The sequence below is a fragment of the Brachybacterium sp. UNK5269 genome (genome assembly GCF_049266655.1).
Lineage (GTDB): Bacteria > Actinomycetota > Actinomycetes > Actinomycetales > Dermabacteraceae > Brachybacterium.
On sequence record NZ_CP184883.1, the window covers coordinates 1,887,359 to 1,914,348 of the forward strand.

Genomic DNA, 26,990 nt, shown 5'->3' on the forward strand with positions numbered 1-26,990 from the left:
GGTCCTCAGCCGGCGCGGCCGCCCCAGGGGTCCGTGGACTGCTCGCTGATCAGCACCTCGAGGCCGGGGACGGCCTCGCGCAGCAGCTCCTGCGCCAGCGGCAGCCAGAGGGCCTCGCTCGCGGCATGCGGGACGTCGATCAGCGCCGGCACCGCGGCGGGATCCGCGGCCGACTCGAGATGCTCGAGCACGGGGTGGTGGCGCAGGTCGGAGGTGATGTAGACGTCGACCTCGGCCGCGGAGGCGGCCGCCAGGAACGAGTCCCCGGCGCCCGGGCACACCGCGACGGTCCGCACCTCGCGAGCGGGATCGCCGGTGTGGAGGATCCCGCGGGCGGTGTGCGGCACCGCGCCGGCGATGCGCGCGGTGAGGGCGCCGACGGTGGCCGCAGCGGGCAGGGCGCCGACCGCCCCGAGCCCGAAGCGGCGCGAGCCGTGCGCGGCCTCGGCGTGGTCCTCGCCGGGCAGCAGGGGGCGGGCCTGCTGGAGTCCGAGCAGGGAGATCCAGGCGCCGACGGTGCCGCGGGTGGAGCGGTCCACATTGGTGTGCCCGCACCACAGGGCCGCGCCGTGGCGCAGCAGCGCGGTGACCACGGCGCCCTTGCCATCGTCGGCCGGCAGGAAGCTGGCGCCGCGCAGCAGCAGCGGGTGGTGGGTGATCAGCAGCTGCGCCTCGCGCTCGAGCGCCTCCCGGGCCACAGCCAGGGTGGGATCCACGGCGAGCAGCACCCGCGCGACGGGATCGGTGCGGTCGCCGAGCACCAGCCCGGCCCGGTCCCAGTCCTCCGCCCAGGCCAGCGGGTACGCCGCCTCGAGGACGTCGGTGACGCCACCGACGGTGCCCGGCGCGGACGCGATGCTCACTCCCCCAGCGCCCTGATCTCGACCAGCGCCGCCTGGTAGGCCTTCCAGGGCATCAGCACGCACTTCACGCGGGCGGGGAACTTGGCGGCGCCGAGCAGCGCCACGCCGTCGCCGATCAGCTCCTCGTCGCCCTCGAGCTTCCCGCGCGAGCGCATGGCCTGCTCGAAGTGGGCCTGGACCGGCTCCACCTCGGCGACGCTGCGACCGATCAGCAGGTCGGCCATGATCGAGGCGGAGGCCCTGCTCATGGCGCAGCCGATCGCCTCGTAGGAGACGTCCTCGATGCGCTGATCCTGCCCGGCGCCGCTCAGGTGCAGGCGCAGGGTGATCTCGTCCCCGCAGGTGGGGTTGACGTGATGGACCTCGGTGTCGAAGGGCTCGCGCAGCCCGGCATGCAGGGGGCGCCGGTCGTGCTCGACGACGAGCTCGGTGTAGAGGGAGTTCAGGGGGGTGCTCATGCGAGGGCTCCGAAGAAGTCGACGGTCCGGGCGACGCCGGCGACGAAGGCGTCGACCTCGCCGGCCGTGCTGTGGACGGAGAAGCTCGCCCGGGTGGTGCCGTGCAGGCCGAAGCGGCGGTGCAGCGGCCAGGCGCAGTGGTGGCCCACCCGCACCTCGATGCCCGCGGCATCCAGCACCTGGCCCACGTCGTGCGGGTGCAGCCCGGCCACCTCGAAGGACACCGCTCCGGCGCGCTCCGGGGAGGCGCCCGGGCCGATGATCCGGACCCCGTCGATGCCGGCCAGTCCGGCCAGGGCCTGCTGGGTCAGCGCCCGCTCGTGGGCGGCGATGGTCTCCATGCCCAGGGCGGAGAGGTAGTCGCAGGCCGCGGCGAGGCCGACGGCCTGGGAGATGGGCGGGGTGCCGGCCTCGAAGCGGGCGGGCGGCTCCGCGTAGGTGGAGTGGTCGAGGTGGACGATCTCGATCATCGATCCGCCGGTGACGAAGGGCGGCATCGCGGCGAGGTGCTCGTAGCGGCCCCAGAGCACGCCGATCCCGGTGGGGCCGAGCATCTTGTGGCCGGACAGGACCGCGAAGTCCACCCCGAGCGCGGCGACGTCGAAGGGCATGTGCGGGGCGGACTGCGCCGCGTCGAGCACGGTGAGCGCGCCGACGGCGCGGGCGGCCGCCACCAGGTGGGCCACCGGGTTGACCGTGCCCAGCACGTTGGACTGGTGGGTGAAGGCGACGACCTTCGTCCGGGGCGTGATCAGGGACTCGAGGCCCGTCAGGTCCAGGGTGAAGTCCTCGGCCATCGGGATCCAGCGCAGGGTGGCGCCGGTGCGGCGGGCCAGCTCCTGCCAGGGCACCAGGTTCGCGTGGTGCTCCATCTCGGTCACCAGGATCTCGTCGCCCTCGCGGACGCGCAGGTGCTCGGGCGTGGAGGCGTCGCCGTTGCCGAGGGAGTACGCCACCAGGTTCAGGGCCTCGGTGGCGTTGCGGGTGAAGACGACCTCGTCCGGCGAGGGGGCGCCGACGAAGGCCGCGACGGTCTCGCGGGACGCCTCGTAGGCGTCGGTCGCGGCGGTGGCCATGCGGTGGGCGCCGCGCTTGACGGCGGCGTGGTCGTGGGTGAGGTAGGCGACCTCGGCGTCGATCACCTGACGGGGCCGCTGCGAGGTCGCCCCGCCGTCGAGGTAGATCATCGGGGTGTCGTCGTCGAGCATGCGGGTGAGGATCGGGAAGTCGGCCCGGATGGCCTCGACGTCGAACGGTCTGCTGGGTGCTCTCACCTGCGCGGTTCCTCCTGGATCGGCACCGGTCGCGAGGCTGTGCCCTCCGGTGCGGAGCAGGCGGCCGTGCGCGACGGTCCGGCCAGTATAGGAAGCGCCCAGGTGCCGCGGCCCGGTCGTGAGACCCTGTCCACAGTTCCCGTCCGCGCGCCTTCGCGCCCTCATCAGGAGGACCTGCCATCCAGACCCTGATCCTGCTCGTCTTCGCGGTGGCGATCGCCGTGACCCTCATCGTCGTCATCGGTCAGATGCTGGTGCGCCGTCAGCGGGCCCGGGAGGAGGCGGAGCGCACGGGGCAGCCGCTGGAGCCGCCCCGCAGCCCCGAGGAGCAGGCCCGCGACCGGCAGACCGCCGTGGTCTGGGGCTGCCTGGTGGTGGCGGTGCCGGTGGTGCTGGCGCTGCTGTACTGGTTCACCCGAGCATGAGCGGCACGATGAGGCTCGGGTCCTTCCGGTCCAGGGTGCGCACGTTGTTCACGGCCCGGTCCACGGGCTGGGTGATGAGCGTGGCGGCGATCTGATCGGAGACGTCGCCGAGCGCGCCGTGCAGGCGGCCGCGCTGGTCGGCGTCGAGCTTCCCGGGAGCGAGCCACTCGGGCATCAGGTCCTCGTCGAGGAAGGCCGGCATCCGGTCGTGGACCTCACCGGCCGCGTCCTTGGCCTCCCGGGTGATGATCGTGACGCTGAGCTCCCACTGCCCGTCCGCGGTCCTGGTCGCGGTGGTGAGCCCGGCGGCGTGCAGGAGCTGCTCGTCCGTGGTGTGGACGTAGTAGGGCTGCTTCCCGTCGGCCATCTCGACCCATTCGAAGTAGCCGGACATCGGCACCACGGCCCGGCTCGACGCGAAGGCGGCGCGGAACATCCCGTTGGTGGGCGCCGTCTCGTAGCGGGCGTTGATCGGGCGCGGGCCCTTCTCCTTCGCCCAGGACGGCTGGAACCCCCACTGCGCGAGCTCGAGGGTGCGCTGCACCTGGCCCTCGTCGTCGAGGTGCTCGCGCACGATCGGCGCCCGGGTGCGGGGGGCGACGCTGAACACCGGTTCCCAGTCGAACTCCCGGGCCGGCTGGGCCGCATAGGCCCGCAGCAGCCCCTCGGCGTCGACTTCGAGCACGTACCGTCCGCACATGATCTGCCTTCCTCCGTGTGATCGGCCTCCCGGTGGGCCCAGCGTATGCCTCCACGGCGCCGTCCGCCCGGTGCCGCGCGCGGCGGCCTCGCGGCCGGGGACCCACAGCGCCGATCACGACGGACCCGCTGTGGAGGCCGGGATGGGGAGGAACGATTCGTTACGCGCTCGAGACCGCGCCCCTCCGCCGCCACCCTCCGCGATGGTGGACACTTGCCTGAGAACAGTGCCCTCCGTCAACGGCGACGTGAGGAGGCCACGAGGGCCGCGCTCCGTTCTCCCGTTCTCCAGGTGAAGGGTCACGATGGCTCAGAAGTTCAGCGCGCTCACGGGCAGGAAGAAGGCCGGGGCGATCTCCCTCCTCTCCTGCTGCGGATGTGGAGGACTGGCATTCTTGCTGCTCCTCATCACCGGCACGATCGGGGCGATCTTCTCGCCGCCGGCCCCCGACGCCCCGGTGGAGGAGCCCACCGCCGCCGTCCAGGCGGTCAGCGAGAGCCCCTCGCCCACTCCGACGCCGACTCCGACCCCGGCCCCCGACACATCGCTCGCCGTCGGGGTGCTGGCGACGCTCGAGGTCAAGGGCCGCGCACCGTCGACCGGGTACGACCGCGAGCTGTTCGGCTGGCGCGACGACGTCGACCGCAACGGCTGCGACACCCGCAACGACGTGCTGCGACGGGACCTCGGCGACATCGTCCTGAAGCGCGGCACCGACGGGTGCGTGGTGCTCTCGGGCATGCTCAGCCCCTCCCCGTACAGCGGCGAGGACCTCGCCTTCGACCAGCAGGCCGACAACAACATCGACATCGACCACGTGGTCGCCCTGTCCGACGCCTGGCAGACCGGAGCGGCGCAGTGGGAGGACGCGAGGCTCCGCGAGTTCGCGAACGACCCGCTGAACCTCCTCGCCGTCGAGGACACCCTGAACCAGCAGAAGAGCGACGGGGACGCCGCCACCTGGCTCCCGCCGAACACCGCGTTCCGGTGCGAGTACGTCGCCCGGCAGGTCGCGGTGAAGGACAAGTACGACCTGTGGGTCAAGCCCGCGGAGAAGGACGCGATCGCGGGCGTGCTCGAGGATTGCGAGGGATTTGCCGCCTTCGCCGATGACCAGCCCGTGCCCGCTCGCGGGGAGGGCGATGGCGCCCGCGAGGAGCCGGCACCCGCTCCCGCGCCGGCCCCGGAGCCCGAGCCCGCCCCGGAACCCGAGCCCGAGCCGGCTCCGGCACCCGCCCCGGAACCCGAGCCCGCCCCGGAGCCCGAGCCCGAACCGGAGCCCGAACCCGAACCCGAACCTGAGGAGCCGGCGTCCGAGGACGTCTACTACAAGAACTGCGACGCCGCGCGCGCTGCGGGCGCGGCCCCCGTGCACAAGGGGGATCCCGGGTATTCGAAGAAGCTCGACCGCGATGGTGACGGGGTCGGCTGCGAGTGAGAGACCAGCGCCCCCACCTCCCCTCGCGGAGGTGGGGGCGCTGCCGTGCGGTCAGGGGCGGTCGAGGTACTCGCGCGCGCTCTGCTGGGCCTTGTCGATCTTCGAGCGGTGCCGCGGCGAGGTCCGGCGCGCCGTGTCGGCAGCGGCGTCCGTGGCGCGGCCGGCGATCTGGCGGCCCTTCTCGGTGCGGAGCGCCGCGCGGGCGCTGGTCAGGAGTCGGCTGATCTTCATGGCGCGATCGCACCATCCGCGGCTGGGGATGGGCTGACAGGCACGCTCCCGAGGCCTCCGCGACGCTCCGCCGCGCGCGGGGACGCGCCGTCCGTCCGCGGCCCGCCGTAGTCGTTCGCCACCGGTACCGCGCCCACGCATCCCAGCACCCGCGCCCGGTCGCAGGCCCGGCACCGCCACTGCGGATGTCCGCCACCGCCGGCGCCGAGGCAGCGGCAGAACGCCCAGCCCTGCATCGCCGCCCTCTCGCCACAGTCGCAGGCGCCGGGATCGGGATAGGTCCAACCGGCCGCGGCGCGGATCAGGTTGCTCGTGGCGTTCATGGGGGCCGAGTCTGTCCCGTGGGTGCGACGTTCCGGCCCTGCGTGGTGCTCGAACTGTGCTCACATCGCGGGAAGGCCCCTGAGCCAGCACTGTCAGTGCAGGTCAGGGGCCTTTCCGTGGGTGGGTCGTGAGGGGCTCGAACCCCCGACCTTCTGGGTGTAAACCAGACGCTCTGACCAGCTGAGCTAACGACCCGGGTGGGGGCACGGCCCCAGGCTCCCGGCGGGACGGAGGCCGGCACGCCCCTGGAGCGGGGGCGCGGTGCGAGGAGCGGTCAGATGACGCGGCTGGCCAGGCGGGTGCCGGTCCAGTCGGGGGCGAGGCTCACGGAGCTCATCACCCGCAGACCGGCGATGCCGGCGCTCTCCTGGATCTCCCCGGGCAGCACATGGCCGGAACGTCCGGCCTTCGGGGTGATGATCCAGACCGGGGCGCCCGGCTCGATCGAGCGGAGGGTGTCGACCATGGCGTCGGTGAGATCACCGTCACCCTCGCGCCACCAGAGCACGACGGCGTCCACGATCTCCTGGGTGTCCTCGTCCTCGAGCTCGCCACCGATGGCGTCCTCGATCGCGTCGCGCAGGTCGAGATCGACGTCGTCGTCGTAGCCGATCTCCTGCACGATCTGACCCGTGGTGAAGTTCAGCGCCTCGACGGGAGAGCTGGACGAGGGGGCGTCGGCCGACGGTGACAAAGAAAAGGCTCCTCACAGGTGGGATCAAGCGTTCACGGCAGGCCCGGAGGGGCATGAGAAGCCCCGACCGATCTGCGCGCGGCTGATTCTATGCCACAGCCCACCCTCGCGCATGCCGGGACCCAGGTCCCGGCCCGGAGCGCCCTGAGCGGCGGTGTCCGGCGTCTCACAACCGAGGAGCGATCGCGAGCGTCCCAGGCCCTCCTGCCGACGGTAGGCTTGCGGGACCGAGGCCGACGGAGCCGGGCCCACCGGCGAACCTCAGCTCCCGCGGCCGGTCCATCCCCTCCCGTAGAGAGAAGGACAGTGTGACTTCGCACGAGACCCCTCGTCCCATCGGCATCAACCTGCCGAGCCATGCGCAGGACCCGGACCCGGAGGAGACCCGGGAGTGGCTGGAGTCGTTCGACGGTCTCGTCGAGCATCGCGGCCCGGAGCGCGCGGCGGAGGTCGTGCAGAGCCTGATCCAGCACGCGCGCGACGAGGACCTGCACCTGCCGGACTCGCTGGCCACCGACTACATCAACACGATCGCGGTCGAGCAGCAGCCCGAGTACCCCGGGGACCTCGACCTCGAGAAGGAGCTGCGCAACATCAACCGCTGGAACGCAGCGATGGTCGTCCATCGCGCCCAGCGGCCGGGCGTCTCCGTCGGCGGTCACCTCTCCAGCTACGCCTCCATCGCCACGATGTACGAGGTGGGCTTCAACCACTTCTTCCGCGGGCGCAACCATCCCGGCGGCGGCGACCACGTCTTCTTCCAGGGCCACGCCTCCCCCGGCATCTACGCGCGCGCCTTCCTGCTGGGCCGGCTCGGCCAGCAGGACCTCGACGGCTTCCGCCAGGAGTTCTCCAGCGAGCACGGCATGCCGTCCTACCCGCACCCGCGGGCCATGCAGGACTTCTGGGAGTTCCCCACCGTGTCGATGGGCATCGGCCCGGTCGCCGCGATCGAGCAGGCCTCCTTCGACAAGTACCTCCAGAACCGCGGCCTGAAGGACACCAGCGAGCAGCACACCTGGGCGTTCCTCGGCGACGGCGAGATGGACGAGGTCGAGTCCCGCGGCGCCCTGCACATCGCCGCCAAGGAGCACCTGGACAACCTCACCTTCGTGGTCAACTGCAACCTGCAGCGCCTCGACGGCCCGGTCCGCGGCAACGGCAAGATCATCCAGGAGCTGGAGGCGCAGTTCCGCGGCGCCGGCTGGAACGTCATCAAGGTGATCTGGGGCGCCGGCTGGGACCCGCTGCTCGAGGCCTCCACCGACGGTGCGCTCATCGACCTGATGAACGCCACCCCGGACGGCGACTTCCAGACCTACCGCGCCGAGAGCGGCGGCTTCATCCGTGACAACTTCTTCGGTCGCGATCCCCGCACCAAGGCGCTGGTCGAGGACCTCTCGGACGACGACATCTGGTGGAAGCTCAACCGCGGCGGTCACGACACCAAGAAGATCTACTCCGCCTTCAAGGCCGCCGTCGAGCACAAGGGCAAGCCCACCGTCATCCTGGCCCACACCATCAAGGGCTACACCCTGGGCAAGAACTTCGAGGGCCGCAACGCGACCCACCAGATGAAGAAGTTCACCCTGAACGATCTGAAGGCGCTGCGCGACACCCTGCGGATCCCGATCAGCGACGAGCAGCTCGAGTCGGGCAGCGTCTACGACGCGCCCTTCTACATGCCCGAGGACGACGCCCCGGTCATGAAGTACCTCAAGGAGCACCGCTCCGCCCTCGGCGGGCCGGTCCCCTCCCGCCGCACCGAGCACAAGCCGATCGAGCTGCCCGGCGACAAGGCCTACGAGGTCGCCCGCCGCGGCTCCGGCAAGCAGGAGATCGCCACCACCATGGCGCTGGTGCGGCTGCTCAAGGACCTCATGCGCGACAAGGAGTCCGGCAAGCGCTGGGTCCCTATCGTCCCCGACGAGGCCCGCACCTTCGGCATGGACTCGCTGTTCCCGTCGGCGAAGATCTACAACCCCGACGGTCAGAACTACCTCTCGGTGGACCGCGACCTGCTGCTGGCGTACAAGGAGTCCGCCTCCGGCCAGATCAAGCACATGGGCATCAACGAGATCAGCTCCACCGCGGCCTTCACCGCGGCGGGCACCTCGTACGCCACCCACGACTACCCGATGATCCCGTTCTACATCTTCTACTCGATGTTCGGGTTCCAGCGCACCGGCGACTTCTTCTGGGCCGCCGGCGACCAGATGGCCAAGGGCTTCGTGATCGGCGCGACCGCCGGCAAGACCACCCTGGCCGGTGAGGGCCTGCAGCACATGGACGGCCACTCGCCGATCCTGGCCTACACCAACCCCGGCACGGTCATCTACGACCCCGCCTACGGGTACGAGCTCGGGCACATCATCCGTGACGGCCTGCAGCGCATGTACGGCGAGGACGACCGCGTCCAGGAGGTCTTCTACTACATCACGGTGTACAACGAGCCGATCGTGCAGCCGGCCGAGCCGGAGGGCCTGGACGTCGAGGGCCTGCTCAAGGGCATGTACGTGCTCGAGGAGCTGCCCGAGGGCGAGGGTCCCGAGGCGCAGCTGCTGGCCTCCGGGGTCGGGGTGCCGTGGGCCCGCCACGCCCGCGAGATCCTGCTCGAGGACTGGGGCGTGCGCGCGAACGTGTGGTCGGTGACCTCGTGGACCGAGCTGCGCAAGGACGCCCTGGAGGCGGAGAAGCACAACCTGCTCCACCCCGAGGACCAGCGCTCCCCGTGGATCTCGCAGCGCCTCGAGGGGGTCAGCGGTCCGTTCGTGGCGACCTCCGACTACGACTTCCTGGTCCCCGACCTGATCCGCGAGTGGATCCCGGGCCGGTACGGCGTCCTCGGCGCCGACGGGTGGGGCTTCTCCGACACCCGCCCCGCCGCCCGTCGTCATCTGAAGATCGACGCGCACTCCATGGTCGTCAAGACCCTGCAGCTGCTCGCCCAGGAGGGCAAGGTCGACCCCTCGGTGGTCCGCCAGGCCATCGACAAGTACGACCTGACCAACGTCAACGCGGGCCAGTCCGGCTCCTTCGGCGGCGAGTCCTGATCACTGCGCCGGTCGTCCGCCCTCGTCGGCGGCCGACCGGCGCACTCCGTCCTGCCGGCCCGTCTCGTGCCCCGAGCGGGCCGTCCCCCTTCTCATCTCCCCGGAGGTCCCCGTGCTCGCGATCGTCTGCCCTGGCCAGGGCGCCCAGAAACCGGGCTTCCTGAGCCCCTGGCGGGAGCTGCCCGGCGTCGAGGACGCACTGTCGGCCCTGTCCGAGCCCGCCGGCATCGACCTGCTGCGCCACGGCACGGAGTCCGACGCCGACACCCTGCGCGACACCGCCGTGGCCCAGCCGCTGCTGGTGGCCGCCGGCATCATCGCCGCGGCCGAGCTGCACCGGGACGCGGACCTGCCGGGGCCCGACCTGCTGGCCGGGCACAGCGTCGGTGAGCTGACCGCCGCGGCGCTGGCCGGAGTGCTCACCGACCAGGACGCGATGCGCCTGGTCGCGGTCCGCTCGCAGGCGATGGCGAAGGCCGCCGCCGCCGAGCCGACCGGGATGGCCGCCGTGGTGGGCGGCGCCCGGCCCGACGTGCTCGCGGCGATCGAGCGCCACGGACTGCATCCGGCGAACATCAACTCCGCCGCCCAGGTGGTCGCGGCCGGCCCCACCGCCGCCATCGCCGCCCTCGGCGAGGACGGACCGGCGAAGGCGCGCGTCATCCCGCTGCAGGTCGCCGGCGCCTTCCACACCCCGTTCATGGCCGGTGCCCGCCAGGAGCTGGCGGCCTTCGTGCCGGAGCTGCCCACGGCGGACCCGTCGGTCCCGCTCGTCTCCAATGCGGGCGGCGAGGTCATCACCTCCGGCGCCCGCTACCTCGAGCTGATCGTCACCCAGGTCGCCTCCCCCGTGGACTGGGAGGCCTGCATGGCCGCCCTGCGCGACCGCGGCGTGACCGCCCTGATCGAGGTCGCCCCGGCCGGGACCCTGACGGGCCTGGCCAAGCGCGAGCTCAAGGGGATCGCGCTGGCGAACCTCAACACCCCCGACGATCTCGACGCCGCCCGTGCCCTGGTGCGCGAGCACGCCGGCACCGCCCCTACGGACCAGGAGAACTGACATGGCCGTGTCCCTCACCCCGCAGCCCACCGTGGCCGGCTCCCAGGTCCTCGCCTACGGCGCGGCCCGCGGCGATCTCGTCGTGCCCAACGACGACCTGATCGAGCCCATCGACTCCTCCGACGAGTGGATCCGCCAGCGCACCGGCATCATCACCCGCACCCGCGCGAGCGCGGAGGTCGGCGTGCAGGACCTCGCCCGGGAGGCCTCCCAGCAGGCCCTCGAGCGCTCCGGGATCGAGCTGGAGACGCTCGACGCGATCATCGTCGCCACCGTCACCTTCCCGTACCCGACCCCGTCGCTGGCCACCCTGCTGGCCGGTGAGCTGGGCCGACCGGATGTCATCGCCTACGACATCTCCGCCGCCTGCGCGGGCTTCGCCTACGGCATCGGCCAGGCCGACGCCCTGATCCGCTCCGGGGCCGCGCGCAACGTGCTGGTGGTCGGGGCGGAGAAGCTCTCCGACTTCGTCTCCCCCACCGACCGCTCGATCTCCTTCCTGCTGGGCGACGGTGCGGGCGCCGCGGTCGTCGGCCCCAGCGACGTGCCGAAGATCGGTCCCACCGTCTGGGGCAGCGACGGCGAGAACTGGGACACCATCCGGATGACCGGCTCCTCGATCGACTTCCGCGACGGCAAGGTCGAATGGCCGACCCTGCAGCAGGACGGCCGGACGGTGTTCCGCTGGGCCGTCTGGCACACCGCCAAGAAGATCCGCGAGATGCTCGAGCTGTCCGGGCTGGGCATCGAGGACATCGACGTGTTCGTCCCCCACCAGGCCAACATGCGCATCGTCGACGAGCTCGCCAAGCAGCTCAAGCTGCCCGAGCACGTGGTGATCGCCCGCGACATCGCCGAGACCGGCAACACCTCGGCCGCCTCGATCCCGCTGGCCACCCATCGTCTGATCGAGGAGGGCGCCGCCAAGAGCGGTGACGTGCTCGTGCAGTTCGGCTTCGGGGCGGGCCTCGCCTACGCCGGGCAGGTCATGATCCTGCCGTGACCCCGGGCACGGCGCGCAGGCACTGTCAGCCGCGTCACGCCCCCGGGGTGACATGATCACCCCTGCCCGAAACGTGGCGCCGACGCAGGTACTCTGTGAGCGCCACAACCCATTGATCGAAGGAGCACCCATGGCACACACGGAGAACGAGATCCTCGAGGGCCTCGCCGAGATCGTCAACGAGGAGACCGGTGTCGCCACCGAGGACGTGAAGCTCGAGAAGTCCTTCACCGACGACCTCGACATCGACTCCATCTCGATGATGACCATCGTGGTCAACGCCGAGGAGAAGTTCGACGTGCGCATCCCCGACGAAGAGGTCAAGAACCTCGCCACCGTCGGCGACGCCGTCAAGTTCATCGCGGGCGCCCAGAACTGACCCCCGCTGGACGCCCGGGACGACATCGTCCCGGGCGTCGCCGTTGCTCAGCCCCTCGACCCGGAGGTCCGAATGTCTGCTCCCCGCGCCCGCGTCGCCGTGACCGGCCTCGGCACCGTCAACCCGCTCGGCGGTGACGTCGCCTCCACCTGGGAGGCAGCCCTGGCCGGCACCTCCACCGCGCACACGCTGGAGAACGACTGGAAGGACCGCTACGGGCTGTCGGTCGACTTCGCCTGCCAGATCGCGCCCGGCGCGACGGACTCCCTGACCCGGCCCGAGGCCAAGAAGCTCGACCCCTCCGGTCAGTACTCGATGGTCGCCGCGCGCGAGGCGTGGGCCGACGCCGGCGCCCCCGAGGTCGCCCCGGAGCGGCTCGGCGTGGTGGTCGGCACCGGCATCGGCGGTCTCTGGACGACCCTGGACCAGTGGGACGTGGTGCGCGAGCGCGGCGCCCGCCGGGTCAACCCCTTCACGGTCCCGATGCTCATGGCGAATTCCTCGAGCGCCCAGATCTCGATGGAGCTGGGTGCCCGCGCGGGCGCCCACACCCCGGTCTCGGCCTGCGCCTCGGGCGCGGAGGCGGTGGCGGTGGGCATGGGCATGATCCGCGACGGCCGGGCCGATGTGGTCGTCGTCGGCGGCACCGAGGCCTGCATCCACCCGATGACCCTGGCGGGCTTCGCGAACATCCGCGCCCTGTCCAGCCGGGTCGACGACCCCGAGCACGCCTCGCGGCCCTACGACGTGGACCGGGACGGCTTCGTGCTCGGCGAGGGCGCCGCGATCCTGGTGCTCGAGAGCGAGGAGCACGCCGCCGCCCGCGGAGCACGGGTCTACGCCTATGCGGCCGGGCGCGGCATGGCCTCGGACGCCCACCACATCTCCGCCCCCTCGGCGGAGGGACAGGCCCGCGCGATCCGCGAGGCCGTCACCGACGCCGGCGTCGCCCCGGCCGACATCAAGCACGTCAACGCCCACGGCACCTCCACCCCGCTGGGCGACATCGGCGAGCTCACCTCGGTCGCCGACGCCCTGGACGGCGTCACCGACCAGCTGGTGGTCACCTCGACCAAGTCGATGACCGGCCACCTGATGGGCGGCGCCGGGGCGCTCGAGTCGCTGTTCTCGGCCCTGGCCGCGCACCACCGCATCGCCCCGCCGACGATCAACATCGAGAACCTCGACCCGCGGACCCCGGTGGCGATCGCGCAGAACGCCCCGGCCGCGCTGCCGGCCGGCGACATGGCGGTGCTGAACAACGCCTTCGGCTTCGGCGGGCACGACGTCGCGGTGGTCTTCACCACCGCCTGACCGCGGCCGGCCCGCCCCGCGCGGCTCTCACGAAGAATGCGTGATCCTGTGCCAGGAACCCCCTGGATCCGGCACAGGATCACGCATTCGTGCTGTACGGGGACGCGCCGGCGGCGAGCTCAGCTGACGCGGTGCAGCCAGCGCATCGGCACGCCCTCGCCGGCGTGGCGGTAGATCTCCAGCTCCTCGTCCCACGGCTCGCCGAGCGCGATGGACAGCTCCCGCCGCAGCGCAATCGGGTCGTTGCCCGCCCGGTCCATGCAGCCGCGCACATGGTCCTCGGTCAGGACGGTGTTGCCGGCGTGGTCGGTCGCGGCGTGGTGGATGCCGAGGTCCGGGGTGCAGCTCCAGCGGGCGCCGTCGACCGCGGCGGTGGCCTCCTGGGTGACCTCGAAGCGCACCTCGTGCATGCCGCGCAGGGCGCTGACCAGACGGGCGCCGGTGTCCTCGCGACCGCGCCAGGTCAGCTCGGCGCGCTGGAGTCCCCGCTGCGCCGGCTGGTCCTCCCAGCGGATGCGTGCGGGCACGCCGAACACTCCGCTGGCGGCCCATTCGATATGAGGCGCGAGGGCACGCGGTGCGGAGTGGACATACAGAACGCCCTGGGTCATCTCGTTCCTTCCGGTTCCGATGCGTCTTCCCCAACGAATCGGTGCCGCGGATGGATCTGGTGAGCGCGGGTGTCCTGCCCGGCCGAGCTTAGAGGGTCTCCCTGATCTGGCGCAACGCGCGCTTCTTCACGGAGCGCTCGAGGCCGTCGATGTAGAGCTGACCGTCGAGGTGGCCGACCTCGTGCTGGATGAGCCGGGCGATGATCCCCTCCCCCGCCAGCTCGATCTCCTCGCCCTCGAGGTTCGTGCCCACGCAGCGGGCGAAGGCGGAGCGGGTGCGCGGGAAGAACAGGCCCGGCACCGAGAGGCAGCCCTCGTCGTCGTGCTGGAGCTCCTCGGAGAGCTCGACGATGACGGGGTTGAGGATGTACCCGAGCTCGCGGGTCTCGACGAGGTGCCAGGAGAAGGCGCGCAGGCTCACCCCGATCTGGTTGGCGGCGAGGCCGGCGCGGCCGTCGTCATCGACGGTGTCCAGGAGGTCCTGGACCAGCGAGCGGGTGCCGTCGGTGATCTTCCGGATCGGGTCGCACGGGGTGCGCAGCACCGGATCGCCGACCACGCGGATCTCGCGGACGGTCATGCCCCCGGCTCCTCGGCGCCAAGGACGCGGTGGGTGACCTCGATGCCGGGCACCACGGAGCGCTCGACGGTGCAACCCGCGGCGACCGCGCGGCCGAAGACCTTCACCACGGTGGCGATCTCCTCGGCGCTGAGCCCCTCGAGCGGGAGCTGCACCTCCTCGGCGATGGCGAGGTAGCGATTGGAGCCCTCGTCGGAGGTCCCGTGCGCCCACAGCCGCGCATCGAAGTCGTCCCCGAGGCGGCGGGCGAGGTTCACGTCGCTGCTCATGCCGGCGCAGCCGATCAGCGCGAGCTTCAGCAGCTCGCCGGGGCTGATCTCCCCCTCGCCGTGCCCGATCGGGATCTCGACGCCGCGCTGGTTGCTGCCGATCAGGGTGCGGGGACCGGAGCGGTCCGCCCAGACGCTGCCGGGGCCGAAGCCCTCCGGCAGCGGGAAGCGATCGTCGGGGACCGAGGCCATCGTCCTTCTCCTTCACGGGGAGGGTGGGGAAATGACACAGCCCCGGAGTGATCCGGGGCTGTGCGCCTGCTGGGCTCCCGCAGTTGGATTCGAACCAACAACCCTTCGATTAACAGTCGAATGCTCTGCCGTTGAGCTATGCGGGATTGACCTGGACGATGCTAGCAGGGCCCAGGGGCCGCTCGCATCCCGGAACGGCCCTGCGACCGGCCACTATGACGAAGGTAACCCGTTGCCGGCAGGGTCGGGGCGGCCCCGGTCCGGTTCACGGCGCGGCGTCGGCGCCGTCGCGGTCCCCCGCCCGCGACCGGGCGCATGCGCGCAGGTCACCGCACGCCTGCGTGGTAGATTCGTGCCGCCCTCGAGGGCGCACGGCCCAGTAGCTCAGCCGGTCAGAGCAGCGGACTCATAATCCGTCGGTCGCGGGTTCAAGCCCCGCCTGGGCTACTCGACCTGCACGCCGCCCGCTTCGATGCACCGGAACGCGGAGCAGCGATCCACGGGCGAGATATGGCTTCTCGCATCTCACGCGAGCGACGCCGCCAGGGGATCCCGACCCGATCGAGCTTGCGCCACACTGCTTTCCGCGCAGTGACGGCGTCGGGTAGTTCCCCGGACCGGGTGGGGAGCACGAACTTCGCCCCGCCCTCGACGTAGGGCGGCGTCCTCCCCTGCAGGCGTACGCGAGCGGCACAGCGTGCGCGACTGCTGCGACGCCGTGCCTGCGCATCAGCCGGACGCGGTGCCGTGGCCCTCCGGATCCGGTTCAGCACGAAGCTGGTCGGCGATCTCCTCCTCGGGTCGGGGCGCGATGTTCTCGTCGTCCTCGAGTTCCGGGATTGGTCCCGCCCCCGGTGCGGGGTGGTGCTCAGGCTGCTCACGTGGTGTGATCATGGGGATTCCTCCGATGCCGTGGCACGCCAGGATACGTTTCGGAGCGCGCACGCACAAAGATTTCGGGCACCGAGGCGGCCCGGCGTTGACCAGAAGATGCAGGAAACGCAGCCAGGTTGACGCGACGCAGATATCGGGTTCAGGACCCGTAGGTCGCGGGTTCACGCCCCGCCTGGGCTACCGACGAAGGAGGTCTCAGTGGCCGATGAGGATCCGCTCTCCCAGTACGTCGCGCAGCACGCGCGCCGCGCCCTCGACGGTCTCGACGCCACCGGCGGCGAGCCCGATGCCGAGCTGGTCCACGCCACCCGCACCTCTCTGCGCCGCCTGCGGGCGACCCTGCGCACCTTCGAGGGATCCTTTCCGGAGCCCGGCACCCTGGATGGGGACCTCCGCGCCGTGTCCCTCGCCTTCGGGGACATCCGCGACGCCGACGTGCTGGCGGCGATGTTGCTGCCCGAGCTCGACGCGCTGCCCGAGGAGCTGGTGCTGGGACCGGCTCGGGAGGACCTGGCGGAGGCGCTGCGCGCCCGTCGGGAGCGGGCGGTCGCCGCCCTGCCGGGAGCGGCCGCACAGGAGCGCTGGCAAAGGGCCGCAGCGCAGCTCGCCGAGTGGTGCGAGCATCCCCCCGAGCTCGCCGAGCAGGACCTGCACACGCTGCTGAAGCGGGCTCGGCGCACGGTCAAGCGGCGGCTGCGCGCCGCCGGCGGGGATCCCGCGGCGCTGCACTCGGCGCGGAAGGCCGCCAAGCGCTGGCGCTACGCCGCGGAGCTGCTGGAGCCGCTCGAACCGTCGGCCGCGAAGCACCTGGCGCAGGCGACGCCGGTGCAGGAGCTGCTAGGACAGGTGCAGGATGCCGTGATCGCCGAGCAGTTCCTGCGCGAGCACGCCGCCCGCGGCGCCCGCAGCGGTCACAACGCCTTCTCGACGGGCCTGCTGCACGCCGCGGCGCAGCGGCGGTTCGATGAGCTCTCCCGCGTGGCCCTCGACCTGTTCTGAGCGGCCCCGGTCCTGGCGGTGGGAGCCCGATATGGGAGCGGCGCTCAGTCCTCGCTCGAGCGCAGGGCGCGGCGCCGGCCCTGGACCTGCCCGAGCCGGGTCATCAGCTCCTGGTACCGGACGGTGTCCCCGGGGTCCGTGCGCTGCAGGCGCTGCTTGAGCACGGAGTACTCGCGGGTGATCGACAGCTCGCTGAGCCGGTCCAGCAGGGAGCCCGCCAGGCGCTTCAAATCTTCCTCGTCCCGGGCCGGCAGGTCCAGGTTCGCGATCTCCACGATCAGCGGGCGCACCGTCTCCCCCGCGATCTCGAGCACCTGCTCGAGGTAGCGGGCGGGATGGAGGCCCCCCGCGACGGCGTCGAGCAGCGTCCCGGCCGCGAGCATCACGTCCCACACCCCCTGCAGGGCGGGGACGTGGAAGGAGTCGTCCGGCAGCGTGGCCACCTTCTCGGCGTCCAGCAGCTGGGGCGCCTGCAGCATCACCGCGAGCGACTGGGTCTCGACCTGGCCCACCGGATCGCGGGGGCTGACCACGTCCGCCAGTCGCGCGCTCGGCAGGGCCGGGGGCTCGGCGGAGGGCGCCGACGCAGCGCCCGGGCGCTCGGCGTGCGTGGGTTCGTCGGCATGGCGTCCGCTGCGGCCCTCGGTGCGGGCGGCGTCGTGCACGGCCCGCAGCACCGTGCGCTCGTCCATGCCCAGCCAGCCGGAGAGGCGTCGCGCGTACTCGGGGCGCATGGCGCGGTCGCGGATCCGCGCCACCACCGGGGCCGCCATCCGCAGCGCGGCCACCTGCCCCTCGACGGTGTCGAGGTCCACCTGGGCGATGGCGGAGCGGATCGCGAACTCGAACATCGGCCGACGGGTGGCGATCAGGTCGCGCACGGCCTGGTCTCCCTGGGCGATGCGCAGCTCGCAGGGGTCCATGCCGCTGCCCTCGACCGCGACGTAGGTCTGGGCGACGAAGCGCTGGTCCTCCTCGAAGGCGCGCAGAGCCGCCTTCTGCCCGGCGGCGTCGCCGTCGAAGGTGAAGACGACCTCGCCCCCGAGGCCGCGGCCGTCCGTGTTCAGCCGCAGCCCGGCCGAGGGGTTGGAGTCGCCCATCACGCGGCGGATGATCTTGACGTGCTCGGTGCCGAAGGCGGTGCCGCAGGTGGCGACGGCGGTGGTCACCCCAGCCAGGTGCGCGGCCATCACGTCGGTGTAGCCCTCGACCACCACCACCTGGTGCTGGGAGGAGATCTCCTTGCGCGCGATGTCCAACCCGTACAGCACCTCGGACTTGTGGTAGATCGCGGTCTCGGGGGTGTTGAGGTACTTCGGGCCGTTGTCGGACTCCAGCAGCCGGCGCGCGCCGAAGCCGATGGTGTTGCCGGTGATGTCGCGGATCGGCCAGACCAGCCGGCCCCGGAAGCGGTCGTAGACGCCGCGCTGTCCCTGGGAGACCAGCCCGCTGGCGGTCAGCTCGGGCTCGGTGAAGCCGCGCGAGCGCAGCACCGAGCTCAGGGAGTCCCAGCCCTCGGGGGCGAAGCCCACCCCGAAGCGGTCGGCGGCGTCCTGGTCGAAGCCGCGCTCGGTGAGGAAGCGGCGGCCCACCTCGGCGGCCGGGGCCAGCAGTTGCTCGCGGTAGTACTCCTCGGCGATCGCATGCGCGTCCAGCAGCCGGCGTCGGGTGCCGAAGTCGGGGCGCTCCCCCGCGCCGCCGCCGGCGTCCTCGTACTGCAGCTGCACGCCGTAGCGGACGGCGAGCATCTCGACGGCCTCGACGAAGCTGAGGTGGCTGATCTTCTGCACGAAGGAGATGACGTCCCCGCCCTCGCCGCAGCCGAAGCAGTGCCAGTGGCCCAGCTGGGGGCGGATGTTGAAGGAGGGGGTCTTCTCGTCGTGGAAGGGGCACAGCCCCTTCATCGAGCCGATGCCCGCGCTGCGCAGGGTGACGTGCTCGGAGACCACCTCCTCCAGCCGGGAGCGCTCGCGCACGAGGTCGACGTCGGCGCGGCGGATCAGTCCTGGGGCCACCGGATCACAGCTCCGATCCGAGGCCGGGAAGCGGGGTGTCCGCGGCGGTGATGTGGGTGAGATCGCGGTCGAACAGCACCGCGTGCAGCCGGCGCGCGGTGACGTCGGTGTAGGAGGCGATCTGGTCCACGACCACCCGGCGGCGGGCGTCGTCGTCGGGCGCGGCCTGCCAGAGCTCGGCGAACAGGGGGCTCAGGTAGTGGGTGCCGGTGTGCCACAGCCGCGAGTAGAGGTCCCGGATGACCTCCTCCTGCGCCTCGTACACCGGCTGCTGGGAGGCCGAGGACATCACGTAGGCGGCGGCCAGGCCCTTGAGCACGGCGATCTCGAGGTGCGTCTGCTCGGGCACCACCACGTCGCCGACGTAGCGGGACATGGCGCCGTCGCCGTGGGCGGCCCGGGTGGCGGTGATCGCGGAGTGGGTGAAGCGGCCGATGAGCTGGCTGGTCATGTCCTTCAGCGCCGCGGCCGAACGCGTCGTGCCGGTGAAGTCGAGCATCCAGTAGGGCTCGGCCTCGAGCCGGGACAGCGCCTCGTCCAGCGCCTCCAGGGGCTCGTCGGGCATGTACCAGTCCTGGACCACGTACAGGGCGGCGGAGCGCTCCAGCGGGTCCTGGAGCCGGCGCAGGCTCAGGGTGAGGCCGGTGACCGCGTCCTCGATGTCGTGCACCGAGTAGGCGATGTCGTCGGCGAGGTCCATCACCTGCGCCTCGAAGCACTTGCGACCCGGCACGGAGCCCTCCCGGGCCCAGAGGTAGACCTCGAGGTCGTCGGCGTAGGCGCCGAACTTCGGGGAGGTGGGATCGGGGCCCTCCCCGCGGGCCCAGGGGTACTTGATCGCGGCGTCCACGCAGGCCCGGGTGAGGTTCAGCCCGTAGGGCCGCTCCTCCCCGATGACCTTCGGCTCGAGCCGGGTGAGCAGGCGAAGGGTCTGCGCATTGCCCTCGAAGCCGCCGAAGTCCTGCGCGAGCGCATCGAGGATCCGCTCGCCGTTGTGACCGAAGGGCGGGTGGCCGAGGTCGTGGGCGAGGCAGGCGGCGTCGACGATGTCGGGATCGCAGCCGAGCTCCAGCCCGATGTCGCGGCCCACCTGCGCCACCTCGAGGGAGTGGGTGAGGCGGGTGCGCACGAAGTCGTTGGCGCCGGCGCCGAGCACCTGGGTCTTCGCGCCCAGGCGGCGCAGCGCCGAGGAATGCAGGACGCGGGCGCGGTCCCGCTGGAACGGGGTGCGGGACTGCGACTTCGGCGGCTCCTGCACCCAGCGCTCGAGGTCCGGCGCGGTGTAGCCGGCCGGGGGTCGCGCGGGCTGGGCCGACGACGGGAGGGTGGTCATCGGCTCAGCCTCCCGAGGTGTCGAGCTCGGCCTCGTGGAGGCGGGTGGCGTGCTGATCGCTGAGCTCGCGCGAGCTCATCCAGCCCTCGGGGACGACGGCCCGCTTGGGGGTGCCGGCGCGGCCCCGCGGACCCTCGACCGCCGCACCCGGGTAGGGGCTGCTCAGGTCCAGCTCGGCGAGCTTCGCGTCGAGGTCGGCCAGGGACTCCATGGTCGCGAGCCGGTGGCGCATCTCCCCGCCGACCGGGTAGCCCTTGAAGTACCAGGCCACGTGCTTGCGCAGGTCCCGCAGGGCGCGGCCCTCGTCCTCGTAGAAGTCCACCAGCAGCTCGGCGTGCCGGCGCAGGATCGCCGCGACCTCGCCCAGGCTGGGACGCACCCGGTCGGGCTTTCCCGCGAAGCCGGCGGCGAGGTCGGCGAACAGCCAGGGACGGCCCTGGCAGCCACGGCCCACCACCACCCCGTCGCAGCCGGTCCGATCCATCATCTCGATCGCGTCCTCGGCGGACCAGATGTCGCCGTTGCCGAGCACCGGGATGTCCGTGACCAGCTCCTTGAGCTCGGTGATCGCCTCCCAGCGGGCGGTGCTGGAGTAGTGCTGGACGACGGTGCGGCCGTGCAGGGCGATCGCGGCGGCGCCGACCTCCTGGGCGATCAGCCCGGCGTCGCGGAAGGTCTGGTGCTCGTCGTCGATCCCGATCCGCGTCTTGACGGTCACCGGCACCTCGGGGCCGGCGGCCTCGACGGCGGCGCGCACGATCCGGGTGAACAGCTCGGTCTTCCAGGGCAGCACACCGCCGCCGCCGCGCCGGGTGACCTTGGGGACCGGGCAGCCGAAGTTCAGGTCGATGTGGTCGGCGAGGTCGCGCTCGCGGATCATCTCCACGGCGCGGCGCACGGTCGCGGGGTCCACGCCGTACAGCTGCACCGAGCGCGGGGTCTCCCGCTCCCCCATCGTCACCAGGCGCCAGGACTCCCGGTGGTCCTCCACCAGGGCGCGGGTGGTGACCATCTCCGAGACGTACAGGCCGCCGTCGTCCTGGCTGTGGAGCGCCCCGAACTCGCGGCACAGCAGCCGGAAGGCCATGTTGGTGATCCCGGCCATCGGGGCCAGCACCACGGGGGTGTCGATCGTATGGGGGCCGATCGTGAGGGTGCGACGCGGCGCCGGCGCGGCCGCGGGGGCGGTGCGCGGGGTCGCGGTGATCGGGGCGTCGAGTGTGGTCATCGCCTCGATCATCCCACCTCGGCGTCCTCGCCGGGAGGCGGGCCGGGGGTGATGTGCATCGGGCCGGGCCGGCCGGAGCGCGCGGGCCCGCCGCCGCGGCCGGGCCGGGCCGGCATGTCCTTTCGTCCCGGCGCGGCGCTCGTCCGTGGGGGACACTGGTGGTGCCGGCGCGCTCCCCGTCGTCCGCGCCGCAGAACCGTCGCAGTGCCAGCCGTGCGTCGAAGGAGGCGTGAGATGTCCGCAGCAGCATCCAGCACCCGGGAGGCGCCCCGGATCGGCTTCGTCGCCCAGGTCGAGCACACCGGTGTGCGCACCTCCGGCGCCGCCGTCTCCAGCACCGGCCTGGCCGAGGGGATCGACCTGTTCACCGCCGCCGAGGAGCTCGGCTTCGACGTCGGCTACGTGCGGGTGCGGCACCTGCAGGGGGCGCTGGCCTCCCCGCTGCTGTTCCTGGCGGCGCTCGGTCAGCGCACCTCGCGCCTCCAGCTCGGCACCGCGGTGATCCCGCTGCGCTTCGAGAACCCGGGGCGGCTCGCCGAGGACCTGGCCACCGCGGACCTGCTGACCGGGGGGCGGCTGCGGGCCGGGCTCGGCTCCGGCTACTCGGCGCACGACGCGAACTACGCCCGCGCCTTCGGCGCCGTGCCCGGGGACGTGAGGGACCGGGTGGACCGGGTGCTGCACGACCTGCTCGCGCTCCTCGACGGGGAGATCGTCGCGACCGCCGACGCCCACATCGAGGACGTCGAGCGGGGCACCCCGCTGCGGGTGCAGCCGCAGGTGCCGTCCCTGCGCTCGCGCCTCGCCTACGGCGCGGCGAGCCCGGAGCGGGCCGCGATGGCCGGGCAGCTCGGCCTCGGTCTGCAGCTGGCCACGCTGGCGCCGGACGACGGTTCGGGCCGCTCCTTCGAGCAGCTGCAGCTCGCGGCCCTGGAGGCGTACCGGGAGGCCGCCAGGGCCGCCGGTCACGGGGAGGGGCACGTGATGGTCAGCCGGCAGATGCTGCCGGTCGAGAGCGAGGCGGAGCTCGAGCGGTACATGACCCTGCTGCCGCGGGAGCGCGACGCGCGGCCGGGGATCGCCGGGGAGCATGCGGGGCAGGAGATCGGCGGGCGTCGGGCGGTGTTCAGCCGGATCGTGCTGGACGACCCGGGGACGGTCGCCCGGGCGCTGCTGGCGGATCCGGTGGTGCAGGCGGCCGACGAGATCGTGCTGGTGCTGCCGCTCGGCGCCCCCGCCGCCGACCAGCGCGCGATGCTGCGCACCTTCGGCCGCCACGTGGTCCCGCACCTGCTGACCGCGATCCTCTGAGCCGGCGGCACCGAGCCGCCGGCGCGCTTCCGCTCAGAGCGGAGAGGGGCGCGCGAGGCCGCCCCGCGCGCGTACCCTCGCGGCATGGACGGGTACCCCGAACCGCTGCTGCGCGAGCTGGTCGGCACCGTGCTCCGGGCGGAGCGCCGACGCCAGGGACGCACCCTGTCCCAGGTCGCCGAGCTGGCCGGGATCAGCATGCAGCACCTCTCCGACGTCGAGCGCGGCCGCAAGGACCCCTCCTCGGAGCTGCTGGCGGCGATCACCGGAGCGCTCGGGCTCGACATCCCCCGGCTCCTGCTGCGCATCGCCGGCGACGCCTCCTTCGCGCCGATGCCGGGACGTCCGCTGGTGCTGGACCTCAGCGCGGAGGGCGGCCGCGGGCCGGTGGCCGCACCCGGCCGGAGCCTCGGTCCCGTCAGCAGCCCCGGGCTCACGCTGCTGGCGGCCGCCTGAGCAGGATCTCGTCGGCCAGTCCGTACCGGACGGTCGCCGCGGCATCCAGCACCCGCTCCCGCTCGAGGTCGCGTCGCACCCGCTCGAGCTCCTGCCCCGAATGCTGCGCGATCAGCGACTCGAGGGCGCGCCGGATCCGCTCGACCTCCTCGGTGGCCAGGATCAGGTCGGGCACCGCGCCGCGACCCTGGGCCTCGAGCGGATGCAGCACCACCCGGGTGTGCGGCAGCACGGAGCGCAGCCCCGGGGTCCCGGCGGCCAGCAGCACCACCGGGGCCGCCACCACCTGTCCCACACAGGTCACCGCGATGCGTGAGCGCACGTAGGCGAGGGTGTCGTAGACGGCCAGCACCGACTGCGCCTCGCCGCCGGCGGAGTTGAGGTAGAGGTGGATCGGGGCGGTCGAGGACTCGTGCTCCAGGTGCAGGATCTGGGCGATCACGGTGTTGGCGACGCCGTCGTCGATGGGGGTGCCGATGTAGACGATGCGGTCCGACAGCAGCCGCGAGTACACGTCGGCGCTGCGCTCCGCACCGGTGCGGGTGCGCTCGATGACGCTGGGGATCGTGTAGCTGCTCATCGGGAGCCGCCGCGGCCGAGGGTGGGGGCGGTGCGCAGGGCGAGGCCGAAGGGGAGGATCTCGGTGAGGTCGGTGACGACGTGGTCGCAGAACCCGTAGGCGACCGCCGCCTCGGCCTCCCAGATCCGGTCCCGCTCCGAGTCGCGGGTGATGGTCTCCGTGCTCTGGCCGGTCCGCTGGGCGGTCAGCGCGATCAGCAGGTCGCGGCCCCGGCGCAGGTCCTCGGCCTGCAGCTCGATGTCGGCGGCGCTGCCGCCGAAGCCGGCCGAGCCCTGGTGCATGAGCACCCGGCCGTGCGGGAGGATCATCCGCTTGCCGGGGGTGCCGTGGGTCAGGAGGAACTGGCCCGCGCTGTAGGCCATGCCCAGGGCGACGGTGCGGACGTCGCAGGGCACCAGGTCCATCAGGTCGCCGAGGGCGAGCATGGCCGGGACCAGGCCGCCCGGGGAGTTGATGAGCAGGGTGATGTCCGTGCCGGGGTCCTCGGCGGCGAGCAGCAGCAGCTGGGCGGCGAGGCGGGCGCCGTTGTCCTGGTCGAGCTCGCGGTCCAGCAGCAGCACGCGGTGGTGCAGGAGGCGGGTCGCGGTGAGGGTGCCGATCCCGTCGGGGGTCGGGTGGTCGGGGGCTCGCTGAGGGTGGGGAAGGCGGGGGTCGCTGTCATGGCTCCACCCTGCGCGCTCGCCGGGCCCCGCGGGGCGTTCTCCGTCCTGCGCTGATCAGCGCAGGGCGGAGGATTCTCAGGGGCCGACGAGCCGCCGTCGGGCCGCGGGGTCCACCAGCACCGTGACGTTGTCGCTGATCTGCTCCGCGGTGCCGACCCCGGCCGGCAGGGCCCGCACCGCGGGCTCGGTGATGGCGTCCGCGAGCAGCTCCGGGATCGCGCGGATCCCGATGTGCGGGCGGTCGAAGAACGCCTCGGTGGCGGGGTGCAGCGTGGGCAGGCCCTGTTCGCCCTGGAGCGCGCCGAGCTGCTCGGCGGCCGCGGTGAGCGCCTCCTGCCGCGTTCGCCAGTCGCGGGCCTGCAGGGCACCCCGCAGGGTGGTCCGCAGCGCTGCCCCGCCGGGCAGGGCGGCGGCGGAGCGGGCCAGCCACTTCCCGTAGGGCGGCCAGCGGCGGTGCAGCAGGTGGGCCAGGTGCAGCATCGTGCGCACATGGCGGGCGGCGATCACCGCGGAGCCGTCCTCGTCTCCGCGCAGTCCGGCCCGCCCCACGTCGGGGAACTCCTGGCCCAGCCGGTGCCAGTCGGCGGCCAGCGCGTACAGCCAGACGTCGTGGGGGTACCAGGCCAGGCGTTCCCGGATCGCCGTGAGCACGCCGGGGCCGTCGTGGAAGACGGGACCGGCGGTGACCTCGAGCACGGCCTGCCCGGTCAGCGAGCGCCAGTCGGTCAGGGAGAGGTCCCCGGATCCGGTGAGGCGGGAGGCGGGAAGGCCGAGCCGGGAGGCGGCGAAGTCGGCGGCGGAGGCCACCTCGACCCGCTGCCGCACCACGGGCTCCCAGGTGGTCGCGAAGCGGGTGGGCATCCCCTGCCACTCCTCCGGCAGCTCCCGCTCGAGCAGCGCCTCGACCTCGGCGGCGCGGCCGTCCTCGACCAGCAGGGTCAGGCGCAGCCCCCAGTCATGGTCCCGGGACTGCGCGTCGTCGTAGCCGAGCACGTCCGAGCCCGAGCCGAGCCGCGCGGCGGCGTGGTCCGGGTGCGGCAGCTGCCGCCCCAGCAGGGGGCCGATGACCTCCTCGTAGTACGCGCGCGCCAGGGCCGTGCCGGACGGGAGGGAGCGGGTCATGGGCCATCCTGCCTGCTGGGTCGCGGTGTTCGGCTCAGCGCCGCGGCCCGGGCGCCCCACCGCCGGCCGCGGGTGACGAAATGGGGCCATCGAGCGCCGGCGGCGCGGGGTCAGGCCCCGAGCAGCCGCGCCGCGAGGTAGGCCTCGACCTGGTCCAGCGCCACCCGCTCCTGCGCCATGGAGTCGCGCTCGCGGATGGTGACGGCCTGGTCGGTCGCGGTCTCGAAGTCGACCGTGAGGCAGAACGGGGTGCCGATCTCGTCCTGACGGCGGTAGCGGCGACCGATGGCCTGGGTGACGTCCAGCTCGACGTTCCAGTGCTTGCGCAGCCGGTCGGCCAGCTCGGTGGCCCGCGGCACCAGGTCCTCGCTCTTGGACAGCGGCAGCACGGCGACCTTGACCGGGGCCAGGCGCGGGTCGAGGCGCAGCACGGTGCGCTTGTCGACGCCGCCCTTGGCGTTGGGGGCCTCGTCCTCCACGTAGGCGTCCACCAGGAAGGCCATCATCGCGCGGGTCAGGCCGAAGGAGGGCTCGATGACGTACGGCGTGTAGCGCTCGTCGGCGGCCTGGTCGAAGTACTGCATCTTCGTGCCGGAGCCCTCGGTGTGGCTCGTGAGGTCGAAGTCGGTGCGGTTGGCGATGCCCATCAGCTCGCCCCACTCGCTGCCCTGGAAGCCGAAGCGGTACTCGAAGTCGATGGTGCCGGCGCTGTAGTGGGCGCGCTCGTCCTCCGGGACGTCGAAGCGGCGGAGGTTCTCCTCCTTCAGGCCGAGGTCGATGAACCAGTTCCAGCACTCCTCGACCCACGCCGCGAAGTGCTGATCGGCCTCCGCGGGCGGGGTGAAGTACTCGATCTCCATCTGCTCGAACTCGCGGGTGCGGAAGATGAAGTTGCCGGGGGTGATCTCGTTGCGGAACGCCTTGCCGACCTGGCCGATGCCGAAGGGGGGCTTCTGGCGGGTGGCGGTGACGACGTTGAGGAAGTTCACGAAGATGCCCTGCGCGGTCTCGGGGCGCAGGTAGTGCAGGCCCGCCTCGCTGTCGACCGGGCCCAGGAAGGTCTTGACCAGGCCGGAGAACTGCTGGGGCGGGGTGAACTCGCCGCGGGTGCCGCAGTTCGGGCAGGCGATCTCGGCCAGGCCGCCCTCGGGCGCGCGGCCCTTCTTCTCCTCGAAGGCCTCCAGCAGGTGGTCCTCGCGGAACCGGTTGTGGCAGCTCTTGCACTCCACCAGCGGGTCGGTGAACGTCGCGACGTGGCCGGAGGCCTCCCACACCCGCTTGGGCAGGATGATCGAGGAGTCCAGGCCCACCATGTCCCCGCGGGCGGTGACGAAGTTCCGCCACCACTGACGCTTGATGTTCTCCTTGAGCTCCACGCCCAGGGGGCCGTAGTCCCAGGCCGACCGGGTGCCGCCGTAGATCTCCCCGGCCGGGAACACGAAGCCGCGCTTCTTGGCGAGGGCGATGACGTTGTCCAGCGTGCTGGCGGGGGCCTTGGCCACGGGGATGCTCCTGGTGACGG

Annotated in this window: 27 protein-coding genes and 3 tRNA genes; 11 read left to right on the plus strand and 19 right to left on the minus strand. The window is 72.5% G+C overall.

What is annotated here, in order from left to right; genetic code table 11:
• Positions 1-5 precede the first annotated feature (5 nt).
• From ACOJUI_RS08725 to ACOJUI_RS08735, 3 genes are read right to left on the minus strand one after another with little or no spacing between them, the layout of a single operon-like run.
• On the minus strand, positions 6-863 hold the full coding sequence (locus tag ACOJUI_RS08725; RefSeq protein ID WP_422114585.1) for a Nif3-like dinuclear metal center hexameric protein: 858 nt from the start codon (positions 861-863) through the stop codon (positions 6-8).
• Positions 860-1,321: a Fe-S cluster assembly sulfur transfer protein SufU gene (sufU, locus tag ACOJUI_RS08730; protein ID WP_422114586.1), complete on the minus strand. Its 462-nt coding sequence runs from the start codon at positions 1,319-1,321 to the stop codon at positions 860-862. The genes ACOJUI_RS08725 and sufU overlap by 4 nt, the downstream gene beginning before the upstream one ends.
• A complete protein-coding gene (locus ACOJUI_RS08735; protein WP_422114587.1) occupies positions 1,318-2,595 on the minus strand; it encodes an aminotransferase class V-fold PLP-dependent enzyme in 1,278 nt (425 codons plus the stop codon). Before ACOJUI_RS08735 ends, sufU begins: the two co-directional genes overlap by 4 nt.
• A 209-nt stretch (positions 2,596-2,804) precedes the next feature.
• Between ACOJUI_RS08735 and ACOJUI_RS08740 the strand changes: the two genes are divergently transcribed.
• Positions 2,805-3,020 carry a hypothetical protein gene (locus tag ACOJUI_RS08740; protein WP_422114588.1) on the plus strand — a complete coding sequence of 72 codons (216 nt, stop codon included), beginning with the start codon at positions 2,805-2,807 and terminating at the stop codon, positions 3,018-3,020.
• On the opposite strand, the gene ACOJUI_RS08745 is transcribed toward ACOJUI_RS08740, so the two are convergent.
• The gene (locus tag ACOJUI_RS08745) at positions 3,007-3,705 is read right to left on the minus strand and encodes an SOS response-associated peptidase (RefSeq protein ID WP_422114589.1); all 699 of its coding nucleotides are present in this window, start codon (positions 3,703-3,705) and stop codon (positions 3,007-3,009) included. The two genes, ACOJUI_RS08740 and ACOJUI_RS08745, sit on opposite strands and share 14 nt — an antisense overlap.
• A 409-nt stretch (positions 3,706-4,114) precedes the next feature.
• Between ACOJUI_RS08745 and ACOJUI_RS08750 the strand changes: the two genes are divergently transcribed.
• Complete coding sequence (locus tag ACOJUI_RS08750) at positions 4,115-5,158, plus strand: GmrSD restriction endonuclease domain-containing protein (protein WP_422114590.1); 1,044 nt, start codon at positions 4,115-4,117, stop codon at positions 5,156-5,158.
• A 51-nt stretch (positions 5,159-5,209) separates the two neighbouring features.
• Here ACOJUI_RS08750 and ACOJUI_RS08755 read toward each other — a convergent pair whose 3' ends face one another.
• The 3 genes from ACOJUI_RS08755 to ACOJUI_RS08765 all read right to left on the minus strand — a co-directional run bounded on the left by ACOJUI_RS08755 (position 5,210) and on the right by ACOJUI_RS08765 (position 6,407).
• Positions 5,210-5,389: a hypothetical protein gene (locus tag ACOJUI_RS08755; protein WP_422114591.1), complete on the minus strand. Its 180-nt coding sequence runs from the start codon at positions 5,387-5,389 to the stop codon at positions 5,210-5,212.
• 445 nt (positions 5,390-5,834) lie between these two features.
• Positions 5,835-5,908 (minus strand) — tRNA-Val (locus ACOJUI_RS08760).
• A gap of 79 nt (positions 5,909-5,987) precedes the next feature.
• Positions 5,988-6,407, minus strand: a complete 420-nt coding sequence (locus ACOJUI_RS08765; protein WP_422114592.1) for a DUF3052 domain-containing protein — start codon at positions 6,405-6,407, stop codon at positions 5,988-5,990.
• 308 nt (positions 6,408-6,715) lie between these two features.
• Between ACOJUI_RS08765 and aceE the strand changes: the two genes are divergently transcribed.
• The 5 genes from aceE (at position 6,716) to ACOJUI_RS08790 (ending at position 13,216) form a co-directional block, all read left to right on the plus strand.
• On the plus strand, positions 6,716-9,460 hold the full coding sequence (gene aceE, locus ACOJUI_RS08770; protein WP_422114593.1) for a pyruvate dehydrogenase (acetyl-transferring), homodimeric type: 2,745 nt from the start codon (positions 6,716-6,718) through the stop codon (positions 9,458-9,460).
• Positions 9,461-9,572: 112 nt separating this feature from the next.
• Positions 9,573-10,520 carry an ACP S-malonyltransferase gene (locus ACOJUI_RS08775; protein ID WP_422114594.1) on the plus strand — a complete coding sequence of 316 codons (948 nt, stop codon included), beginning with the start codon at positions 9,573-9,575 and terminating at the stop codon, positions 10,518-10,520.
• 1 nt (position 10,521) lies between these two features.
• Positions 10,522-11,523 carry a beta-ketoacyl-ACP synthase III gene (locus tag ACOJUI_RS08780; protein WP_422114595.1) on the plus strand — a complete coding sequence of 334 codons (1,002 nt, stop codon included), beginning with the start codon at positions 10,522-10,524 and terminating at the stop codon, positions 11,521-11,523.
• A 130-nt stretch (positions 11,524-11,653) separates the two neighbouring features.
• On the plus strand, positions 11,654-11,902 hold the full coding sequence (locus ACOJUI_RS08785; protein WP_422114596.1) for an acyl carrier protein: 249 nt from the start codon (positions 11,654-11,656) through the stop codon (positions 11,900-11,902).
• 72 nt (positions 11,903-11,974) lie between these two features.
• Positions 11,975-13,216: a beta-ketoacyl-[acyl-carrier-protein] synthase family protein gene (locus tag ACOJUI_RS08790; RefSeq protein ID WP_422114597.1), complete on the plus strand. Its 1,242-nt coding sequence runs from the start codon at positions 11,975-11,977 to the stop codon at positions 13,214-13,216.
• Positions 13,217-13,335: 119 nt separating this feature from the next.
• Here the strand turns inward: ACOJUI_RS08790 and ACOJUI_RS08795 are convergent, their stop codons facing one another.
• From ACOJUI_RS08795 to ACOJUI_RS08810, 4 genes are all read right to left on the minus strand, one after another.
• The gene (locus ACOJUI_RS08795) at positions 13,336-13,827 is read right to left on the minus strand and encodes a DUF3145 domain-containing protein (protein ID WP_422114598.1); all 492 of its coding nucleotides are present in this window, start codon (positions 13,825-13,827) and stop codon (positions 13,336-13,338) included.
• Between the two features lie 88 nt (positions 13,828-13,915).
• On the minus strand, positions 13,916-14,407 hold the full coding sequence (locus tag ACOJUI_RS08800) for a peptide deformylase (protein WP_422114599.1): 492 nt from the start codon (positions 14,405-14,407) through the stop codon (positions 13,916-13,918).
• Positions 14,404-14,868, minus strand: a complete 465-nt coding sequence (locus ACOJUI_RS08805; RefSeq protein ID WP_422114600.1) for an OsmC family protein — start codon at positions 14,866-14,868, stop codon at positions 14,404-14,406. The genes ACOJUI_RS08800 and ACOJUI_RS08805 overlap by 4 nt, the downstream gene beginning before the upstream one ends.
• 74 nt (positions 14,869-14,942) lie before the next feature.
• Positions 14,943-15,014 (minus strand) — tRNA-Asn (locus tag ACOJUI_RS08810).
• Between the two features lie 227 nt (positions 15,015-15,241).
• Here ACOJUI_RS08810 and ACOJUI_RS08815 point away from each other — a divergent pair.
• Positions 15,242-15,315: transfer RNA gene (locus tag ACOJUI_RS08815), tRNA-Ile, on the plus strand.
• Between the two features lie 282 nt (positions 15,316-15,597).
• On the opposite strand, the gene ACOJUI_RS08820 is transcribed toward ACOJUI_RS08815, so the two are convergent.
• The gene (locus tag ACOJUI_RS08820) at positions 15,598-15,762 is read right to left on the minus strand and encodes a hypothetical protein (RefSeq protein WP_422114601.1); all 165 of its coding nucleotides are present in this window, start codon (positions 15,760-15,762) and stop codon (positions 15,598-15,600) included.
• Positions 15,763-15,960: 198 nt separating this feature from the next.
• Between ACOJUI_RS08820 and ACOJUI_RS08825 the strand changes: the two genes are divergently transcribed.
• Positions 15,961-16,761 (plus strand): CHAD domain-containing protein, encoded by an 801-nt coding sequence (locus ACOJUI_RS08825; protein ID WP_422114602.1) that lies wholly within the window; start codon positions 15,961-15,963, stop codon positions 16,759-16,761.
• 44 nt (positions 16,762-16,805) lie between these two features.
• Here ACOJUI_RS08825 and dnaG read toward each other — a convergent pair whose 3' ends face one another.
• Genes dnaG through dusB form a run of 3 tightly spaced genes read right to left on the minus strand, consistent with a single transcriptional unit; the run spans position 16,806 to position 21,337 of the window.
• Positions 16,806-18,776, minus strand: coding sequence for a DNA primase (gene dnaG, locus ACOJUI_RS08830; protein WP_422114603.1), 1,971 nt, complete (start codon positions 18,774-18,776; stop codon positions 16,806-16,808).
• 4 nt (positions 18,777-18,780) lie between these two features.
• Positions 18,781-20,109, minus strand: coding sequence for a deoxyguanosinetriphosphate triphosphohydrolase (locus ACOJUI_RS08835; protein WP_422114604.1), 1,329 nt, complete (start codon positions 20,107-20,109; stop codon positions 18,781-18,783).
• 4 nt (positions 20,110-20,113) lie between these two features.
• Positions 20,114-21,337, minus strand: coding sequence for a tRNA dihydrouridine synthase DusB (dusB, locus tag ACOJUI_RS08840; RefSeq protein ID WP_422114605.1), 1,224 nt, complete (start codon positions 21,335-21,337; stop codon positions 20,114-20,116).
• 234 nt (positions 21,338-21,571) lie between these two features.
• Between dusB and ACOJUI_RS08845 the strand changes: the two genes are divergently transcribed.
• A complete protein-coding gene (locus ACOJUI_RS08845) occupies positions 21,572-22,648 on the plus strand; it encodes an LLM class flavin-dependent oxidoreductase (RefSeq protein ID WP_422114606.1) in 1,077 nt (358 codons plus the stop codon).
• 84 nt (positions 22,649-22,732) lie between these two features.
• Complete coding sequence (locus ACOJUI_RS08850) at positions 22,733-23,104, plus strand: helix-turn-helix domain-containing protein (protein ID WP_422114607.1); 372 nt, start codon at positions 22,733-22,735, stop codon at positions 23,102-23,104.
• On the opposite strand, the gene ACOJUI_RS08855 is transcribed toward ACOJUI_RS08850, so the two are convergent.
• The 4 genes from ACOJUI_RS08855 to ACOJUI_RS08870 all read right to left on the minus strand — a co-directional run bounded on the left by ACOJUI_RS08855 (position 23,082) and on the right by ACOJUI_RS08870 (position 26,970).
• Positions 23,082-23,684: a ClpP family protease gene (locus tag ACOJUI_RS08855; RefSeq protein WP_422114608.1), complete on the minus strand. Its 603-nt coding sequence runs from the start codon at positions 23,682-23,684 to the stop codon at positions 23,082-23,084. The two genes, ACOJUI_RS08850 and ACOJUI_RS08855, sit on opposite strands and share 23 nt — an antisense overlap.
• A complete protein-coding gene (locus ACOJUI_RS08860) occupies positions 23,681-24,244 on the minus strand; it encodes a ClpP family protease (protein ID WP_422114609.1) in 564 nt (187 codons plus the stop codon). Before ACOJUI_RS08860 ends, ACOJUI_RS08855 begins: the two co-directional genes overlap by 4 nt.
• A 177-nt stretch (positions 24,245-24,421) precedes the next feature.
• Positions 24,422-25,468: a DUF4037 domain-containing protein gene (locus ACOJUI_RS08865; RefSeq protein WP_422114610.1), complete on the minus strand. Its 1,047-nt coding sequence runs from the start codon at positions 25,466-25,468 to the stop codon at positions 24,422-24,424.
• A gap of 110 nt (positions 25,469-25,578) precedes the next feature.
• Positions 25,579-26,970, minus strand: coding sequence for a glycine--tRNA ligase (locus ACOJUI_RS08870; protein ID WP_422114611.1), 1,392 nt, complete (start codon positions 26,968-26,970; stop codon positions 25,579-25,581).
• Between the last annotated feature and the right edge of the window lie 20 nt (positions 26,971-26,990).

Excerpts from the sequence above, each read along its gene's own strand:
- ACOJUI_RS08800 (WP_422114599.1), bottom strand. The coding sequence starts at position 14,407 with ATGACCGTCCGCGAGATCCGCGTGGTCGGCGATCCGGTGCTGCGCACC.
- ACOJUI_RS08780 (WP_422114595.1), top strand. The coding sequence starts at position 10,522 with ATGGCCGTGTCCCTCACCCCGCAGCCCACCGTGGCCGGCTCCCAGGTC.
- ACOJUI_RS08805 (WP_422114600.1), bottom strand. The coding sequence starts at position 14,868 with ATGGCCTCGGTCCCCGACGATCGCTTCCCGCTGCCGGAGGGCTTCGGC.
- ACOJUI_RS08865 (WP_422114610.1), bottom strand. The coding sequence starts at position 25,468 with ATGACCCGCTCCCTCCCGTCCGGCACGGCCCTGGCGCGCGCGTACTAC.
- ACOJUI_RS08850 (WP_422114607.1), top strand. The coding sequence starts at position 22,733 with ATGGACGGGTACCCCGAACCGCTGCTGCGCGAGCTGGTCGGCACCGTG.
- ACOJUI_RS08845 (WP_422114606.1), top strand. The coding sequence starts at position 21,572 with ATGTCCGCAGCAGCATCCAGCACCCGGGAGGCGCCCCGGATCGGCTTC.
- ACOJUI_RS08835 (WP_422114604.1), bottom strand. The coding sequence starts at position 20,109 with ATGACCACCCTCCCGTCGTCGGCCCAGCCCGCGCGACCCCCGGCCGGC.
- ACOJUI_RS08785 (WP_422114596.1), top strand. The coding sequence starts at position 11,654 with ATGGCACACACGGAGAACGAGATCCTCGAGGGCCTCGCCGAGATCGTC.
- dusB (WP_422114605.1), bottom strand. The coding sequence starts at position 21,337 with ATGACCACACTCGACGCCCCGATCACCGCGACCCCGCGCACCGCCCCC.
- ACOJUI_RS08795 (WP_422114598.1), bottom strand. The coding sequence starts at position 13,827 with ATGACCCAGGGCGTTCTGTATGTCCACTCCGCACCGCGTGCCCTCGCG.
- ACOJUI_RS08755 (WP_422114591.1), bottom strand. The coding sequence starts at position 5,389 with ATGAAGATCAGCCGACTCCTGACCAGCGCCCGCGCGGCGCTCCGCACC.
- ACOJUI_RS08790 (WP_422114597.1), top strand. The coding sequence starts at position 11,975 with ATGTCTGCTCCCCGCGCCCGCGTCGCCGTGACCGGCCTCGGCACCGTC.
- ACOJUI_RS08820 (WP_422114601.1), bottom strand. The coding sequence starts at position 15,762 with ATGATCACACCACGTGAGCAGCCTGAGCACCACCCCGCACCGGGGGCG.
- ACOJUI_RS08855 (WP_422114608.1), bottom strand. The coding sequence starts at position 23,684 with ATGAGCAGCTACACGATCCCCAGCGTCATCGAGCGCACCCGCACCGGT.
- sufU (WP_422114586.1), bottom strand. The coding sequence starts at position 1,321 with ATGAGCACCCCCCTGAACTCCCTCTACACCGAGCTCGTCGTCGAGCAC.